This window comes from Saprospiraceae bacterium (assembly GCA_016713025.1).
GTDB lineage: Bacteria > Bacteroidota > Bacteroidia > Chitinophagales > Saprospiraceae > OLB9.
The window spans coordinates 566925-583605 of sequence record JADJPZ010000003.1 but is presented as its reverse complement, the minus strand read 5'-3'; the positions used below and the strand labels follow the sequence as shown (position 1 = coordinate 583605).

11 protein-coding genes and 2 pseudogenes are annotated in these 16681 nt (G+C 33.9%); 3 read left to right on the top strand and 10 right to left on the bottom strand.

Features of this window, described 5'->3' with window-relative positions; all coding sequences use genetic code 11:
* Position 1: 1 nt before the first annotated feature.
* Positions 2-574 carry a hypothetical protein gene (locus IPK35_05310; GenBank protein MBK8052696.1) on the top strand — a complete coding sequence of 191 codons (573 nt, stop codon included), beginning with the start codon at positions 2-4 and terminating at the stop codon, positions 572-574.
* Positions 575-716: 142 nt separating this feature from the next.
* Here the strand turns inward: IPK35_05310 and IPK35_05305 are convergent, their stop codons facing one another.
* The 3 genes from IPK35_05305 to IPK35_05295 all read right to left on the bottom strand — a co-directional run bounded on the left by IPK35_05305 (position 717) and on the right by IPK35_05295 (position 4332).
* Positions 717-1631 carry an alpha/beta hydrolase gene (locus IPK35_05305; GenBank protein MBK8052695.1) on the bottom strand — a complete coding sequence of 305 codons (915 nt, stop codon included), beginning with the start codon at positions 1629-1631 and terminating at the stop codon, positions 717-719.
* 114 nt (positions 1632-1745) lie between these two features.
* On the bottom strand, positions 1746-2858 hold the full coding sequence (locus IPK35_05300) for a beta-lactamase family protein (GenBank protein ID MBK8052694.1): 1113 nt from the start codon (positions 2856-2858) through the stop codon (positions 1746-1748).
* A gap of 7 nt (positions 2859-2865) precedes the next feature.
* Positions 2866-4332, bottom strand: coding sequence for a serine hydrolase (locus IPK35_05295; GenBank protein MBK8052693.1), 1467 nt, complete (start codon positions 4330-4332; stop codon positions 2866-2868).
* Positions 4333-4675: 343 nt separating this feature from the next.
* Here IPK35_05295 and IPK35_05290 point away from each other — a divergent pair, with 343 nt between their 5' ends.
* Positions 4676-5554, top strand: a complete 879-nt coding sequence (locus IPK35_05290) for a histidine kinase (GenBank protein ID MBK8052692.1) — start codon at positions 4676-4678, stop codon at positions 5552-5554.
* Positions 5551-6273: a response regulator transcription factor gene (locus IPK35_05285; protein MBK8052691.1), complete on the top strand. Its 723-nt coding sequence runs from the start codon at positions 5551-5553 to the stop codon at positions 6271-6273. Before IPK35_05290 ends, IPK35_05285 begins: the two co-directional genes overlap by 4 nt.
* Positions 6274-6572: 299 nt before the next feature.
* On the opposite strand, the gene IPK35_05280 is transcribed toward IPK35_05285, so the two are convergent.
* The 7 genes and pseudogenes from IPK35_05280 to priA all read right to left on the bottom strand — a co-directional run bounded on the left by IPK35_05280 (position 6573) and on the right by priA (position 16646).
* Entirely contained in the window at positions 6573-7070 is a 498-nt protein-coding gene (locus IPK35_05280; GenBank protein MBK8052690.1) for a nuclear transport factor 2 family protein, read from the bottom strand.
* Positions 7071-7114: 44 nt separating this feature from the next.
* A complete protein-coding gene (locus tag IPK35_05275) occupies positions 7115-9712 on the bottom strand; it encodes an aspartyl protease family protein (protein ID MBK8052689.1) in 2598 nt (865 codons plus the stop codon).
* Positions 9713-9811: 99 nt separating this feature from the next.
* Positions 9812-11224, bottom strand: a complete 1413-nt coding sequence (locus tag IPK35_05270; protein MBK8052688.1) for a hypothetical protein — start codon at positions 11222-11224, stop codon at positions 9812-9814.
* 87 nt (positions 11225-11311) lie between these two features.
* Complete coding sequence (locus tag IPK35_05265) at positions 11312-12052, bottom strand: helix-turn-helix transcriptional regulator (GenBank protein MBK8052687.1); 741 nt, start codon at positions 12050-12052, stop codon at positions 11312-11314.
* 571 nt (positions 12053-12623) lie between these two features.
* Positions 12624-13834, bottom strand: a pseudogene (locus IPK35_05260) (IS256 family transposase).
* Positions 13835-13965: 131 nt separating this feature from the next.
* Complete coding sequence (locus IPK35_05255) at positions 13966-14121, bottom strand: phosphotransferase (protein MBK8052686.1); 156 nt, start codon at positions 14119-14121, stop codon at positions 13966-13968.
* A gap of 77 nt (positions 14122-14198) precedes the next feature.
* Positions 14199-16646: pseudogene (priA, locus tag IPK35_05250) on the bottom strand (primosomal protein N').
* Between the last annotated feature and the right edge of the window lie 35 nt (positions 16647-16681).

The following is a 16681-nucleotide window of genomic DNA, read 5'->3' as shown; positions in this document are numbered from 1 at the left end:
CATGAAACTACCAATAACTTTACTTTTTATGTTTGTCTTTATTATGTTTTCTTATGGGCAGGAAGAAAAATATCCAAAAAGAAAATTATCCATAGAGCCCACAATTGGTCTCAGAGTAAGCTCCGCTTTTGGTTTGGTAGATATACAAGTGGCAGGGCTGGTGCAATACCAGATCAACAATAGATTTTCTTTTGCTTCCCACACGGCATTTTCATTTGATATCAATAGTTTTAAAGCTTTTAGAAATATAGATGTAAAATATAGCGTCACAACTTTCCAAAAGTTTGGCATTGGAACATCGATATATTCCAAACATTGCTCACATACGCTATTTATTATGGGTGGAGGTAAATATTTTTCATATTCAGCCAAAATAGTAAATCCGGCTTTAGAAGATAATGTTAAGACTAAATTCAACACATTTTCCTTTGATAAAGGGCTTATGTATAATCTAAAGATCGGGCGTAGAGATACTTACTTTTCAAGCAGAATATATGCTCCTTTATTTGATGGCAAATGGGTATTTATAGAGAATGCAAGCCTGGAATTAGGTGCTGGATTTAAAATTAAATGATGTATAACCAATGGATCAGTTTTGTAAAATTTACCTAGTTTCTTTGATTTCTGTAATTATGGGTTGTGAATCAAAGAGTTTTAGTTTTAAGAAGAAAACATGTAAATAAAGATGGGCTAAAACTACTTATGAAATAAAATAATCATTTTTTGTTTTGCATTGATGATATCATGGATCTTATCCATTTAACGGCATTTTCAACTGGCTCCGTAGAATCGGTGAAAGCAGTATTATGGCCTAGATCAGGATATAACTGATGATGGTATCGGTTGTTCTTTAATTTTAGAATTTCAAGGCGCTCAATAGATAGGTTCACAGGAACTTGAATATCTTTTTGTCCATAAATCCATAAGCATGGTATGGCCAATGTAGAAAGTGCAACACGAGGGTCAACATCAATGAATTGATATCTATCCTCATCATTGGCTATATGAAATCTTGCATCATCTTCTGTATGTGTCTCCCAGAAATTGTCGTCATTGTTTGTGTAAAATTGAAATCTCAATTGTTCTTTGACCGTGATAAGTGGACCACTGAATATAACCATAAAATTGACATTTTCATTTTTTTGAGCTGTCAGAGGTATGACCCAACCTGCCTGACTACAACCGATAAGTCCCATTTTTATATGCTTGGTAGCAATATCAGCCATCAATGTGTTTGTGGCTGCACTCGCATCCAAAGCCAAGAGATTGAGATTTGTTGAATCAACATTATTTGTGCCTACTTCAGGGCCAGCATATACGCCACCGGATTCGCCAACTCCTCGTTTATCATAGGTTAGTACAGCAAAACCATTGTGAGACAAATTCGTCGCAAATTCCATCATTCTTTTTTCTTGTCCAGACCCATGAACTATAACAAGTGCTGCCACTGGATTTTTAGGTTTTATAATCGTACCTGACAACGTGACTCCTTCACTTGTAAATTTCACATTTTTAGAAATGATTTTTGGATTGTTTGCAAAAATTAAGTTGGTTATATATAAGATCATCGTACAGGCGATCCATAGTTTTTTTTCAAACAGAATACATTTAGTAATCCTAGTATTTGTCATTGTTCTAATTACTTTAATTTCCATTTTTACAGACTATTTTATTTTTGTTAAAACCTTTTTTAATTCTCTTATTTAAATACGTTGATGAATGAGTTTGGGTTACAAAATGTGGGTTTAATACGTAAACTCTTCTTCCAAAAATACCAACACCTTCTGAGCAAGTCCTGACTTAAAGAAATTGTCACTATTGACAAACATGACTAATCCCATTTTCTCTTCTTTATAAAAATGACAGTAAGATTGAGCGTCACTGTTATTGCCCGAATGATAGTAGCGTACTTTACCATCTGCCATTTTATAAGGAAAGCCAAAACTGCGAAATAGTCCGTCAGGTTCTTTTGGAAGATCTGTATTTAATTTTATAAGTTGATGATTAATTGGTGTGTTTTTATTCATGAGAGAAAGAAGGAACAAAGCGTAGTCTCCCGCATTAGAATGTAGGCTACCTGCTGAACCAAACCAATCAGGTGGCCCTTGCGACCCATTATCCGTAGGTTTCCCTTTCCTATGCGAATAAGCTTTAAAGGGTCGTAGTTTATTATCCCAAGTAAAATTCATGCTTTTCACTTTTAATGGTTTTACAACTTCTTCTTGAAAGTAATCATTCAGTTCTACGTCTGATTTATTTAGAATTTTTCCTAAAACCCTTGCTAAATATTGATAACCTTCACCAGAATAGCCATATGTCATTCCTGGTTTATTTTTGAAAAATAAAGTGTTCTTAAAGTCTTCATTTTCCCGCCAATTTGGAAAACCTGAGCAGTGATTTAAGACCATTCTGGCTGTGATGAGTTTGTAAAATCCATGTGCAGTGTCAATTTTCGGATCAATATAATACTCATAAAGGGGTTTGTCTAAGTCCAAAATTCCTTTCTCTGCTTGCTTTAATGCAAAATAAGCAAATACGGGTTTGGAAACGGAGCAAAGCTCAAAAATCGTTTTCTGATTTACAGCTTCTTTGGTGTCAAGATTTTTTACACCATAGTTTTTGTAATGTACAAGTCTACCTTTATTAATTATTGCCAATGAAATGGCTGGAACCTTCAAGCTATCCAATTGCGAAATGATAAATTTGTCTAAGTCCTTTACAAGTATCTTATTGCCTTTTATAGTTGTGATATTTTTAATCTGAGCAAAGCATGAAAAGGTCAATAAAATAAAAGATAATACTTTCATTCCCCCAACGGCAATTCCCTTAATTGTCTTGTTATTTAATACTATTTTCATCGTTTTCTTATTTTTTCAATTGATCAATAACCCATTGAAAATGCAGATTTTTTGGCTCTATAACAAGTGCTTTAGTATAATATTCTAAGGCTTTTGTTTTATTTCCCATTTCAAAATATAAATTACCCATACTTTCTAAGGGCATAGAAGATTTTGGGTATTCATCAATATTTAATTGATGCAGCTTTATAGCGTGGTCATTTTTTTTCATTAGCGATAATTCTTTTGCGAGATAGTATAAGACTTCTTCATGAAAGATAATTTCTTTATTTGCACTTTTTTTTAAGTCCAGATACTTATCAATTGTCCGATCAATACCAGCCTTGGTATAAGTTTTTTTTAATGAATCAATCAAACCCCATTGGTATTTATATGGCTTTAATTGATATGTGGCATCAATTAAATGCAAACCAATATCGTTAATAGGATTGAAGCTGTTAGATAAAATCACTACACCTTTTTTCTTTTCTCTGTCTAAACATATAAATGACCGAAATCCAAAGCTAGTACCATCTTTCCAATGAATGGTTCTGCCATTTTTAGTCCAAATATTCCACCCCATACCATAGTCATAAAGTATTTCGGCATCATAACCCATTTCATAGCCCAAATTACCCACTTTAGTTTGAGTCAATTGCATGGCTGATGATAATTCATTCTGTTCAAGATCTAGGCCCAAGGCTGCAAATTTTAGTAAATCATTTACCGAAGAGTATAATCCACCTGCACCTTTCATGCCTTCGCTTTCATGATAGTGTGCTGTTTTTTGTCCATAAGGTAAATGTCCGCTGGCTATATTTAGTTTTTGTTGATTAGTAGGAGAAAAAGTAGTATTGTTAAGTTTTAACTTTTTACAAATTGTTTCATTAACAATAGCATCAAAAGGCTGTTTGGCTTGTAAAGAAAGAATATGACCAATTAATCCCATTCCAGTATTTGAGTATTTAAAAGCTGTCCCAAACGCTTTGTTTGGTTTAAACTCCGATAAGTAATAATATAAATCTTCGACAGAATAGTTATCTACTGGATTGTTCGGAAATTGATTAAAAGGAAATCTTGGAAGGCCAGAAGTATGACTTGCCAAATGCAATAAAGTAATTTCTTGATTATCGAAAACGGGAGTTTTAACTTTTTTTGGCAAATAATTAGAGATACCATCTTTCAAACTGACTTCGTTTTTGTTGGCATAATCTGCTAGTGCTAAAGTAGTAAAGAGCTTAGTTACCGAAGCAATTTCAAACAGTGTGTTTCCGTCAGGTTTTTTTGAGTTATTGTCGCTTAGTTTTCCAGCGCTAATAATTTGTTTTCCTCCATTTGCATCAATAATACCGACAACAATTCCTTTAGTTCTTTTGTTGACTATTTCGCTTTCAAGAAAAGTTTGAAGTTCTTTTGTAGATATTTGTGCGTTAGCAGTAAAAGCCGATATACAATATAAGCTTAGCAATAGGGTTTTAAATTTTAAATTAAGCATAGTACATTTATTTATATTTTTTAAAAAGAAGGAACATAAAATTACTGTTTGAAGTATCAATAATATATTTCGTTCTCCATTAATGACGCCCAAAAAGGATGCAAAGTTGCATTTAAATCTGTTTATGCGACAAACTGCAAATAATTGAGACGAATAACCAAATTGTTTATAATTATTGGCTTACTTTTGAGCTATGGCAATCAGATTTGATTTTACAAGGAAGTATTTTTTCCACATCATTCTATGGATGATTTTAATGATTTCACTTTGTTTTGATCAGAGTGAGCTGTATCATGTGGATAAGATATACTTCATATTTTATCTTTTTTCTAAGACCGCTGTGATGATGATCTTAGTTTACTTCAACCTTCTGTACTTATATCCTACTTTATTTGGTGCGAAACGATATTTTATCTATACTTTTTGTTTGATTTTGATTACCATTTTAGCCGCATATGTGAATGCAAAGTTGGAGTTGTTTGTATTAGAAATTAAAGGAAGAGAGATTAGCACACTAGGCACTTTATATTTTATAAGACAATTTACAATGGCAATAAGATATGTATTAACAGCTTTTATGCTTCAAATTACAGTAGATTATTTTGAACAAAAAGAAGAATTGAAAAGAATTGAACTGGAAAAAGCCATGACAGAGCTAAATTTCCTAAAGGCACAGGTTAATCCACATTTTCTGTTCAATACACTTAATAATTTATATGGCCTTATCATCGAGAAATCAGATAAAAGCGCAGAATGTGTGTTGAAATTGGCAGATATATTAAAATACACAATAGGAGAAGGTAATCAGGATAAAGTTTTACTGAAAAAAGAGCTGCAACTCCTTGAAAATTATATCGAATTAGAGAAATTGCGAACCCCTGAAGCTAATGTTACATTTACTAAATCTAATACGAATGACAGTTTGCAAATTACTCCTTTGCTATTGCTTCCTTTTGTTGAAAACGCTTTTAAGCACGGCCTGAACACTGTATCAAAAAACGGATTTATTCATCTTCAAATTAGTACAAAAGAACAATTACTTAATTTGTCTATTGAAAATAACCTTCCACCAGTAAATAATACTATTGCCATACAATCGCATGGCATAGGCATAGACAATGTAAAAAAAAGACTTAATTTACTTTATGCCAATCGTCATGAACTAGTAATAGAAAGAAAAAGCGATTCCTTTTTAGTGAATCTTCAAATTAATCTGGCATGAAGTATACATGTGTCATAACTGATGATGAACCCTTAGCTCATTCGGTATTAAAATCTCATATCGGATCGTATGAAAATTTGGAATTAGTCAAACATTGTTATTCTGCACAAGAATGCAGGGAATATATTGCATCAAATAAAGTAGATATTTTGTTTTTGGATATAGAAATGCCAGAAGAGAATGGTATAAACTTTTTGCAAAGCATCCAAAAAAAACCAATCACAATTTTTACCACGGCCTATTTAAACTATACTTTGGATGGATTTGAGCTTGGAGTGATAGATTATTTGGTAAAACCTATAAGGAAAGAGCGTTTTAGAATTGCTGTTAATAGAGCTGTTGATTTTTTAAAATTGCAATCGCTACAATCTGTCATCGAAAGTGAAAGTGTCTCAGATTCTCGAATATTAATCAAGACCGGTACCAAGAAGATCTTAATCAACAAAATCAGTATAACTCATTTACAAGGGTTGAAAGATTATGTGATGATCTACTGTGGTAATGAAAGACACGTAGTAAGAAGTACCATGAATGTCATGTTGGACCTGCTTGGGCAGGTTGATTTTTTGCATGTGCATAAATCATTTATCATATCCAAAAATAAAATTCAAAATTTGACTTCTTCGGGAATTGAGTTTGATCATTTTGAAATTCCTGTTGGAAGAAAGTATAAGACTGATGTTGAAGAATTTATTAGGATTAGTGCTCTGTCCAGATAAAGAACTTAATGAAATGTTGTTCTTTTTCCTAATATCTGCGTTAAGAATACTTGCAGTAGCTATTGCTATGGCTGCGTTTTTTGCCTTGATCTTAGAAAAAATAAAGGCCATTTTAATTTAACTTTTTATCTGGACAGAGCACTAGAAAAGCCTGATCTTAATTATTCACTACTTATCACCATCATATCATGCATTATTTGGTGGTGATCTCTAAATCCTTGTTTGCCTTTCCACATAAATACATATCAAATTAGCTGCGAATTAAAACCAACTGCGACTTTAGCTTAATTATTCAATAATTAATGTAAACTCACAACTCTTGTTATATTCCATTCATTGTTTTTATTTTGCCAAATAACCATAAATCGCCCAACTTTTGAAGGTGTACCAACAGGTTCTTGATTATTATAAAATTTGTGCAAACCTATTTCAATAGCTCCAAAACCTTTTATCGGATATACTTCAATACTGCCTTTTACAAGTTCTCTGGTTACTTTGCCACAAATATTTCTTTTTGTAGCATCGATTATATCTTGCTTGGAAGTCATTAAGCCACCTTGGTCGTGGTAAAATTCAATATTTTCAGAAAAAAAAGAAGCATATTTTTCAAGATTGGTATTACAGGTATTGTAAGCACCAAAAAAAGTACTGTCTAATTTTACTATTGTTTCGTATAATTGTTTGTCATCGGGTTTATAGTTTTTTGTTATCGTATAGGTGTTTTTTGTTGTACCACACGAAGTTAGAAAAGCCGAAATTATTGTAATTTGTGATAAGTAAATTTTTAAATACTTCATATTTTTTTCTGAATTAATTTTAATGTTCGGAAAACAAGATTGTATTATGATTTTATTCTTCTTTTATACAGAAAGAAAAGTCCACCTAAAAGTATTACTGTTATTGAAATACCAACAATTATATACATTTTGGAGTCATCTTTTTTTTTAAAAGAAGTATAAAAATACTTATTCGGTTTTAAATAAATATAATTGTTCTTATAATCCATGATTACATTAAATCGGCTTATTAGTTCAATTCCAACAATAGGAAAAGGCAAGTTTTCAACTTTTGATGGATGTTCAATAAAAATCGGTATGTCTGTAAATTCATAATCTCCAAAATGTACTTTTGAAAGTATTACTTCGTCTGTTTTTCTCTTTGCACCGTCTGCACTTTTAACGGTACTTTCTCCTATTTTTTTTAACAAACCAAATAGATTTTCTTTGGTAGCAAATTCGTCATGAATATTAATATTTCCTGTGTTTCCTGTGTCAAAGTCAAACCATTCTGCAACTGTTTTATTACCGATTTTGAGTTTAAGTTCTATAAAAAATAATTCTCCCCTTTTTTCAAATCTGCATTTAGTATAGCCTTGTTCCATTGTTGGAAGTGAACTGTGTGCAATTATAATATCCTGATCAAAATTTATCTCTACAACTTTATCTTCAAATATTTTATACCCCATAACACCATCATAATTCCCTAATTTTTCACCGCTATAATAAAATGCTTTATTATCCCATATTAGATTAGAAATACTCAATTTATTATCATCACTTATTTTTATTTCAAATTGACCACCACCTCCTATAGCAACTCCAGTTGCATTAAATAATAAGTTCGGATTTTTTTTAACCCCTGACTGGTATAAGCCAATGAACTCTGCACCCGTATCAAATAAAAAGTCAAGATCTTCACCATCATTAATTTTGCCCTTTATTAATATCCTGTTTCCTTTCCCGTATTTAAAAGGAATCGTATCACTGGTAATTACACATTTATTACAGTTTTTTCGGTAAGTGTTGTAGCGTGAAGATATTCTGGTTTTAAATGGTGTCTGGTTTTTCCATAAGATAATAAAGTCGAAAACTGAATTTGGCATTAAAGTTATTGACAAAGAGTCAATGTCGGAATAAATGGTGATTACCTGTTCTATATTTTTATTGCTTACTTCATAAATATCTAACTCAATATGAGCTGCTAATTGCCATTCACCTTTTTTTAAAATACCTCTTTCCTTAAAATCCAAAGTAGTAGTATTGGTTTTTAAAATTGGGACTGTTTGTTGTGCAAATGCAACTTCACCAACAAGGGTAATGAACAGACCTAAAAATAATTTTATGTGCATATTAGAGTTGTTTTTTGGGAGTATATTACGTTTCGAATTCTTAAATAGAAATACAACAAAAACTAAAAGGGGTATTGCAATTAAAAATCCAATAATTATATTCATTGTTGTTTCATCTTTTTTTTTAAACTTTTCATTTATTAAACCATTTGGTTTTAAATAAATAGTTGCATTTGGATAATCAATTAATGTGTTTAATCTTTTAAGAATGTTGTTGCCAATAATTCCTGCTTGGTCGTAAAAGTTTTTGTCCGATCTTGTGAGCTGTATAGGAACTTGTGAAATGGAAAACCCGCAAATTTTTAATATAGGTAGTTCAACAATTTCATTTTCAAAAAAACCCTTTCCATTTCCTGTTGCTTTTGATTTACCTAAATTCTTCATTGACCCGTACAAATTATTTTTGGTTGCATAATCGCCTCCAACCATAACATTCATATTGCCACCAGTGTCAAATAAGTACCAACCTGTAAAATCTTTTGTACCATTGTTTAATGTTGCTTCAATAAAAGTACCATTATTATCGTGTTTTAATTGATGCTTTGAATATCCTGTTATGTTTGTTGGCATTTGACTATGAACTATTAAAATGTTTTTTTCATAGTCAATTTCTACTACTTTATCTTCAAAAATGTTAAAACCTATTACACCATCTGTATTTATTGAGTTTTGATAATCAATATAAAGAAGTGGAAGATTATTCCAATTCAATAACGAAAGCTGCAAATGATTTGAACTACTTGTTTGTTCAACTGTAAATCCGGATGACCCTTCATTATCCGTTTGACCATCTAAATTCAATTGTACAATTTTTTGCCCTCTTTCATTCAAAAGGCAAACTCCTGCACCGGTGTCAAAAATAAAATCTAATGTTTCTGAGTTATTTACTTTGCCTTTTATGTGGATATAGTTGTCAGTACCAAGCAAAAAGGGAATGGTGTCTCTTGTTATTTTACAATTTTCATACTCCTTGTAATATGATGGAATAACAGTGGAAATTTTTGCATAACAAGTGTCTTTTGCATTTAGCAATACCCTAAAATTATATGTACTATTTGGCGTTACATCAAAAACAATACTATCAATATCAGTATAAAAAATAACTCTTCTATTCTGATTTATTTTTGAAATATGGTATACTACTGGTCTTACATCTTTTCGTAAATAATCCCACCATTTTGAAATGGGCTGATTCCCGTCTTTGATGGCAACTTTTTGAGATGTTGCTTTTATGAATTTTACATTTTCTTGAGCAGAAATTGTACTTATAAAGGTTAAAAGAATAAAAATGATTCCAAGTGATGATTTCATATTTTGATTTTATATTGTATTAATTGAAAATTTAGCTAACCTACTTTATAATAATCTTAAGTTTCAGTAGTTTGTCATTTAATGTAAGTAAAATCGCTCTTACCATACATATATTTTGGATAATGTATGTTCCTCGATTCCTGCATGCAATATATTTATGCCATCTACATAATAAGAGTTGTTAACGACAAACCTATAAGACATTTCGCCTTTAGGTAAGGTTGCATCACAAGTCCAATAGCCATGTTCTTTACGCATTTTTATTGGGTTTTTTAGTCCATTGGTAAATTCTCCCACAAGCCATACGCGTTCCGCAGCTTCAAAATCTGTCAACTTAAACGTTATTTTTCCGGCTTCTTGTTTGCCCCAAAGCGTTGCTAAGTAATCATCAGGGTTTCGGCTCAGTACTTTTGAAAAATACTTGTTGCTTTCCTCAATGTTATTCAATTTTCTGTTTGTAACGCCTATCCAAGTTTGAATAGCAGAATTGATAGGGTCAACCTCGTCTAAACAATATAAAAGCTGTAAAGCATCTTTATCATTCCCCTTATTAATCCAGCTTATAGCAAGGTTTAAAACATCACTGTTTTTAAAATTATATTGAGTAAAACTTGTTTTGCGTAAAGTATTATATTGGGCAATAGTTCCTGCTATTCCTTTGCTTTTATAAGTTTTTTCAAGAATAGGTGCTATGTTTTTGGGAAAATAGGATTCTATATCTCTTTGATGTTTTCCTTTTTTTAATTCTTCCTTCAACGACAAGGTAACCACAGTTGCAAAATCGTGTTTATAATAAAGGTGTATTATACCTGTTTTCAAGTTTACTGCTGTAGAAACATTGGTGGTATATTGTTGGGGAAACTTTTGTGCTGCCTTTTCTAATATTTTGGCTATATCTTTCAATTCAAAGGTGGTTTCACGGGTTAAGTAATTTGTAGCAACATCTCTCCTATGGCAGGCTTTCTTTTTTCCTTCATTAATACAATAATTCGTCACAGCAAAACTATTTTCTGTCTTTTTGACGACGTAACCACCTGTAATAGTTGCATAATTGCCCGTTGCATCACCGATAAACAATTGTGCAGCATTTAATTTTATTAAGTTAAATTGGTTTAAATAGGTCAAAGCTTCGTCAACTGTTTTACATTTTTTTAAAAGATCTGTAACCACTTGTTTTTTTCTGTCTTTCTTTTGTACATCTTTCACCATTGGAATTTCAGCAATGGCGGTAAAATCCATAAAAAGACCATGTTCATTTAAACCACCTTGTGGATTAAGGTAAGAAAGAAATTTTAAGTTTAAATCAGTCCAGATGACATAACCATATTTACCCTTTTTGGCAGGATAGAACCACATTCTGTACTTTGTATTTTGGGCTTCGTCTTCGTTGTTTCCTACCCATACATTTTTTCCATCATTGGCCATAAATACTGAACAGGCATTTGAAATAGAAAAGGTAATCAAGAAAAAGAAAATAAGACTACACTTCAAGGGATTTGATAATTTAAGCATTTTAAAAAGTTTTTGTGAATAAATAATGCTCAAAATTAGGCTTCCATGGTCTATCAAGTGTTCGATTTTATCCAGTCGAACAAAGTTTTAACTACTTTTCTGTTCTTTACTATATTGGGATGGGGAAATGCCCACAATTCTCTTGAAAGTGGTATTAAATGTGGTTTTGGAGTTGAAACCCGAATTATAGGCAATACCTAAAATATTTAATTGTGCCATGCTTTTCGGTGATGCCAATAACCTTTTGGCTTCTTCGACTCTGTACTTATTTATAAAGTTGTAAAAGTTATCATTGGTATTTTCATTGATCAAAAATGAAGCTTCATGAATACTGATACCTAATTTTTCAGCAACAGTTGGTAGATTTAATTCATTATCAAGAAAAAGTTTATCCTTTTCCATAAGGGAAATCAATTGAGTCCCCAAATTTTCCATTTGTTCTACATTCAGTCGCTTCGTTTTCTCTTTAATACCTGAGCCATCACTTGGTATTTCAACATTTTTACCTTCCTTGAGTCTTCTGTCGGAGTCACTTTTATCTTCTATTATTTCTGAAATTTCTTTGATATGTTTTTCCTCAAATGCAAATATGGCTTTTTGCTTTATAGAAAAATAGGCTAAAAAAAACAAAGAAACAACATAGACAAAATTAGTTGCTTCGGTCAAAAAAGGTAGTCCAAATAGTGCATCATTTATCCATGTAACGATGGTTATCGATAGGATAAATAAAAACTGTAACAACCATTCAAGGCTAATTTCATTAATAGACGAAGCTATTCGTTTCAGATTACTTTTATGTTTTGCTAGTAAATTATAGGATTTTGCCAAATATATGATTGCAATAAAGGGCAAGATATTCCGCACCAAGAAAGAAAGATTTTCGTTGATTGCAAAAATAGGGAATGTTGAAATGCTTTCCTTGTCGTAATTCCACATCATTTCCGCCCCGAAGTATGTCAAAAAGGGTAAGAAATGCAGCCATTCCATTTTGCCAAATACTTTTTTGGGATTAACGAAATAGGTAATACTTATGTAAAAGCTAGGTGCCAAAAGAAATTGCAAACAGTTTAAAGATTTAAAAAGGAAGCTATTCTCCGTGGTTGTTTGTGTAATTGTCAAATAAATACTTATAAATCCACAACCCATGGTGAAAACAAAAAAACTAAGACATTTATTGGCTTTTATATTCTGATGCAAAGGGTGGAAGTAAAGCAAAAAACTCAATAAAAAACTAGCGCCTGATGCAAAACATACGAAAAATGTATTCATAATGGCAAAAATAACATATTATCTTGAGTGATTGATTAATGTTCTTTTAGTTTGAAAAATTTTATAGATAAAAGTATTTTTTAAGCTTCAGAGGCTGTAAAATATTTTGTGTAAACAAAACTTCAAAGAATTATGGCTGAATCAAATTATCCTCAAAGATAATTAAAATTTCATTATGAGTAATATGCCAGTTATGAATTGGCATTGTCCATTTAACTTGAATTTGCTGAATAGCAAGATATACAGATTTCAAGGCTGCCTGATCATTTGGAAAAAGTGTTTTGGTTTTGGTAAATTTTCTGATGGCTCTGTTGAGGCCTTCAATGGTATTAGTGGTATACATAATTTTACGAATGTTAGTAGGATACTGAAACATGGGAGATAGATTTGACCAGTTTGCTTCCCAACTTTTAATGGCATAGGCATATTTAGACCCCCATTTTGCTTTAAAAGCTTCAAAAGCAATGAGAGCAGTTTCCATATTTAAAGCGGCATAAACAGTTTTTAAATCAGCCAGGAAGGCCCTTCTATCTTTCCATGGGACAAACTTCATAGAGTTTCTGATTTGATGAACGATACAAAGCTGGGATACGGTATCGGGGAAAGCAGTTTGAATGGCCTGAGTGAATCCTGTAAGATTGTCAGTGCATGCAATGAGCATCTTTTTAACGCCCCTGTCTTTGAGCTCATTTAAGACAGAAAGCCAAAACGCGGCAGACTCGTTGGCGCTCATCCAGATGCCCAAAACTTCTTTGATCCCATTGGTTTTCAGTCCTATAACGATATAAATACTCTTGTTGATGATTTTATTATCCTGCCGGATTTTAAAACAAATACAATCCATCCAAACGATGTAATAAGTATTATCCAAAGGTCTGTTTTGCCATTCCTGGATAGCCGGAATCATTTTGTTTGTAATATCTGAAACAAAGGTTTTAGAAACGTCTAAGCCATAAATTTCCTGAATTTGAGCTGTTATGTCATCGGTGCTCATACCTCTGCTGTAAAGAGATGTAATGACAGATTCTACTTTCTCAGTGGTAGTTTGGCCCTTGGGAACATGATAGGCTCAAATTCACCGTTACGATCCCGTGGAATATCCAACTCTACCTGTCCTTGTGTAGTGCGTATCTTTTTCTTATAAGACCCATTCCGGGAATTACCTGAATTAATCCCATCGGGCGAGTGTTTTGAATAGCCTAAATGATGACTTAGTTCAGCTTTTAAAAGTTCTTGAATGCCATCTTTGTAAAGACCATTCATAACATTGTCAAAATCATTAAGAGACTTGACATCCTGAAGAAATTCAGAGAGATTAAGATTAAATTTGTTACTTTGCATAACTATTAAATTTGTTAGGTTAAAAAATGTGTCTGTACTTGGTCGCACAAACATATTAAAATTTTCCATCTGTGGGGGTACCCCCCACAGATGGAAGCCTAACTCCTTGATACTAGTTTACACAATCTTTCTTACACTCCCAAAATTTTCCATCCTCCAAGTTCCATTTCTCCACGTTCCATCCTCCACGTTCCATCCTCCACGTTCCATCCTCCACGTTCCATCCTCCACGTTCCATCCTCCACGTTCCATCCTCCACGTTCCATCCTCCACGTTCCATCCTCCACGTTCCATCCTCCACGTTCCATCCTCCACGTTCCATTTCTCCACGTTCCATTTCTCCACGTTCCATTTCTCCACGTTCCTAATAAGGATCCACATCAACATTGACCCTTACAGTGCTACAAGCCTTGATATGTCGCAGTTTATCCCTTTCTGCCATGATGATGGCTTTTACTTTTTTTACTGCGATTGGATCTTTTTCCATTTTGACGGTGACTTGCTGTATATATTGACCCCTTATGCGGGCTATACCCGGTGTAGCAGGTCCAATGAGACGACTTCCTATTTGTTTTTTTACAGCTTCTGCATAAACAGCTGCAGCATGTGCACATGTAGATGCATTTTTATGTAAAAACTCGATCTGTATCATGCGGAAGTATGGCGGATACAAAAACATTTTCCTTTCTGATGACTCTCTTTCAAAAAATCGGTCATACATGTGATGCATTGTCTCTACAATCACCGGATGGGCAGGATCAAATGTCTGGATGATCACTTTGCCTTGTTTAGCCCTTCTTCCTGCACGGCCGGATACCTGTGTGAGTAGCTGGAAAGCTCTTTCATTGGCTCTAAGGTCAGGATATCTCAATAGTGCATCAGCATTGAGAACACCAACCAAAGCGATATTGCCAAAATCCAGCCCTTTGGTAATCATCTGAGTACCCACAAGGATGTCTATTTTTCCTTCTTCAAAATCATGGATGATAGTCTCAAATGCCAGTTTTGTTTTTGCGGTATCAAGATCCAGCCTGGCTACAGTAGCCGTCGGAAAGGTTTCCCTGATATCGTCCTCTATTTTTTCTGTGCCAAATCCTGTCTCATGCAACTCATGATTGCCGCAGGCAGGACATTGTTTGGGTAGTTTTGCTCTCGTGCCACAGTAGTGGCATCTCACTTCATTGAAGGCTTTATGCACTGTGAGATGCACATCACAGTTGGTGCATTCCGCCTTCCAGCCGCAAATGTGACAATGCAGTGTTGGAGCATAACCACGACGGTTTTGAAACAACAGGATCTGCTCTTTCTTTTCCAAAGCATCTTCTATCGCAGCCACTAATTCTGAACTGAATAGCCCTTTAAACCTTTTATCTTTATATTCGCTTCTCAGGTCAACCACCTGTACTATCGGTAATACTGAATCTCCATGTCGCTCATTCATAGTTACTAAACCATACTTATCGTTGACAGTATTGGCAAAAGACTCCATGCTTGGCGTGGCACTGCCGAGGATAATTTTTGAATTAGTCAGACGGCTCATAAAAATAGCAGCGTCCCGTGCATTGTACCGCGGATTGGGATCTGACTGTTTGAACGAAGGATCATGTTCTTCATCCACGATGATCAGGCCCAGATGGATATATGGCAGGAACAGTCCCGACCTGGCTGCAATGACTATTTTTCCACCTAATAGCACGGCATTCCAGAGTTCTACCCGTTCCTGATTGTTCATCCTGCTATGATACACAAGGATGTCACTTCCAAAAACTTCTGTCAAACGATCAACCATATGATTGGTCAGTGCTATTTCCGGCAAGAGATACAATACCTGCTTTTCCTCTGCCAGTACCTTTTTGATGAGTTCGGTATAGACTTTGGTTTTACCACTTCCGGTAATACCATGAAGGAGCACGGGTTTGTTTTGTCCAAAATGATGCTCGATATCTTTCAAGCCATCTTCCTGCTGGTGGCTGAGTTGGTGATTTGTATCAGTTTCAGGGTGATAAGCTCCGTTGTTTTTTATACGACTCACAACCTGTTTTGAGATAGTGAAAATATCCTTTTTGACCATGGCATTGATGACCGGAGTATCGACATTAGCAAGTTGGCAGATATCAGAAACAGCCTGAATGTAATTTTTATTTCTGGATATTTGAACAAAGGCTAGCAATGCTTTGGTTTGTTTTTCACTTCTTGCCACCAGATCAAATGCATCGTTCAGTTTTGAAGGTTCAGATACATATATTTCATTCAAGGTGATGAAGCTGGCGGTTTTGGGTTTGAATTTTTCGATGAGTTCTTCCTTGATGGAGATAATCCTTTTGTCTAATAGATTTCTTAATATCGGGAAGACCGTTTTTTTGTCTAAGATTTCCTGGATTTGGAGGATGGTGAGCTCATTTTGGATAGATACAGCCTCGGCTATGAGATATTCGTCATCAGAGAGCGTCTGATCTATGTCTTCGAGATTGCCATTAAAAACTACCTTGGTCTCGCTCTCTAATTTTAGCCCTGACGGCATGGCCACATTCATGACTTCTCCTATGGTACAACAATAATATTCAGCCATCCACGTCCAAAATTGCAGTTGAACCGCAGTGACTAATGGTATTTTATCGATGATAGAGATGATGGCTTTGGGTTTATAAGCAAGTGTCATCTCCTCATGAATCTCAGCGACGAGTGCACTGTACAGCTTATTTTTGAGCGATACTTCGACCCTGATACCAGCGAGTATATCTGCTGCCATTTCGGGTGGAACGGCATAAGTATACAGCTTTGGTAGAGCTAATGGGAAGATGACAGTGACATATTTTGGAATCACTCAAGAAGGTTTTGTGAGTGCAA

Excerpts from the sequence above, each read along its gene's own strand:
- IPK35_05310 (MBK8052696.1), top strand. The coding sequence starts at position 2 with ATGAAACTACCAATAACTTTACTTTTTATGTTTGTCTTTATTATGTTT.
- IPK35_05305 (MBK8052695.1), bottom strand. The coding sequence starts at position 1,631 with ATGACAAATACTAGGATTACTAAATGTATTCTGTTTGAAAAAAAACTA.
- IPK35_05300 (MBK8052694.1), bottom strand. The coding sequence starts at position 2,858 with ATGAAAATAGTATTAAATAACAAGACAATTAAGGGAATTGCCGTTGGG.
- IPK35_05295 (MBK8052693.1), bottom strand. The coding sequence starts at position 4,332 with ATGCTTAATTTAAAATTTAAAACCCTATTGCTAAGCTTATATTGTATA.
- IPK35_05290 (MBK8052692.1), top strand. The coding sequence starts at position 4,676 with ATGATGATCTTAGTTTACTTCAACCTTCTGTACTTATATCCTACTTTA.
- IPK35_05285 (MBK8052691.1), top strand. The coding sequence starts at position 5,551 with ATGAAGTATACATGTGTCATAACTGATGATGAACCCTTAGCTCATTCG.
- IPK35_05280 (MBK8052690.1), bottom strand. The coding sequence starts at position 7,070 with ATGAAGTATTTAAAAATTTACTTATCACAAATTACAATAATTTCGGCT.
- IPK35_05275 (MBK8052689.1), bottom strand. The coding sequence starts at position 9,712 with ATGAAATCATCACTTGGAATCATTTTTATTCTTTTAACCTTTATAAGT.
- IPK35_05270 (MBK8052688.1), bottom strand. The coding sequence starts at position 11,224 with ATGCTTAAATTATCAAATCCCTTGAAGTGTAGTCTTATTTTCTTTTTC.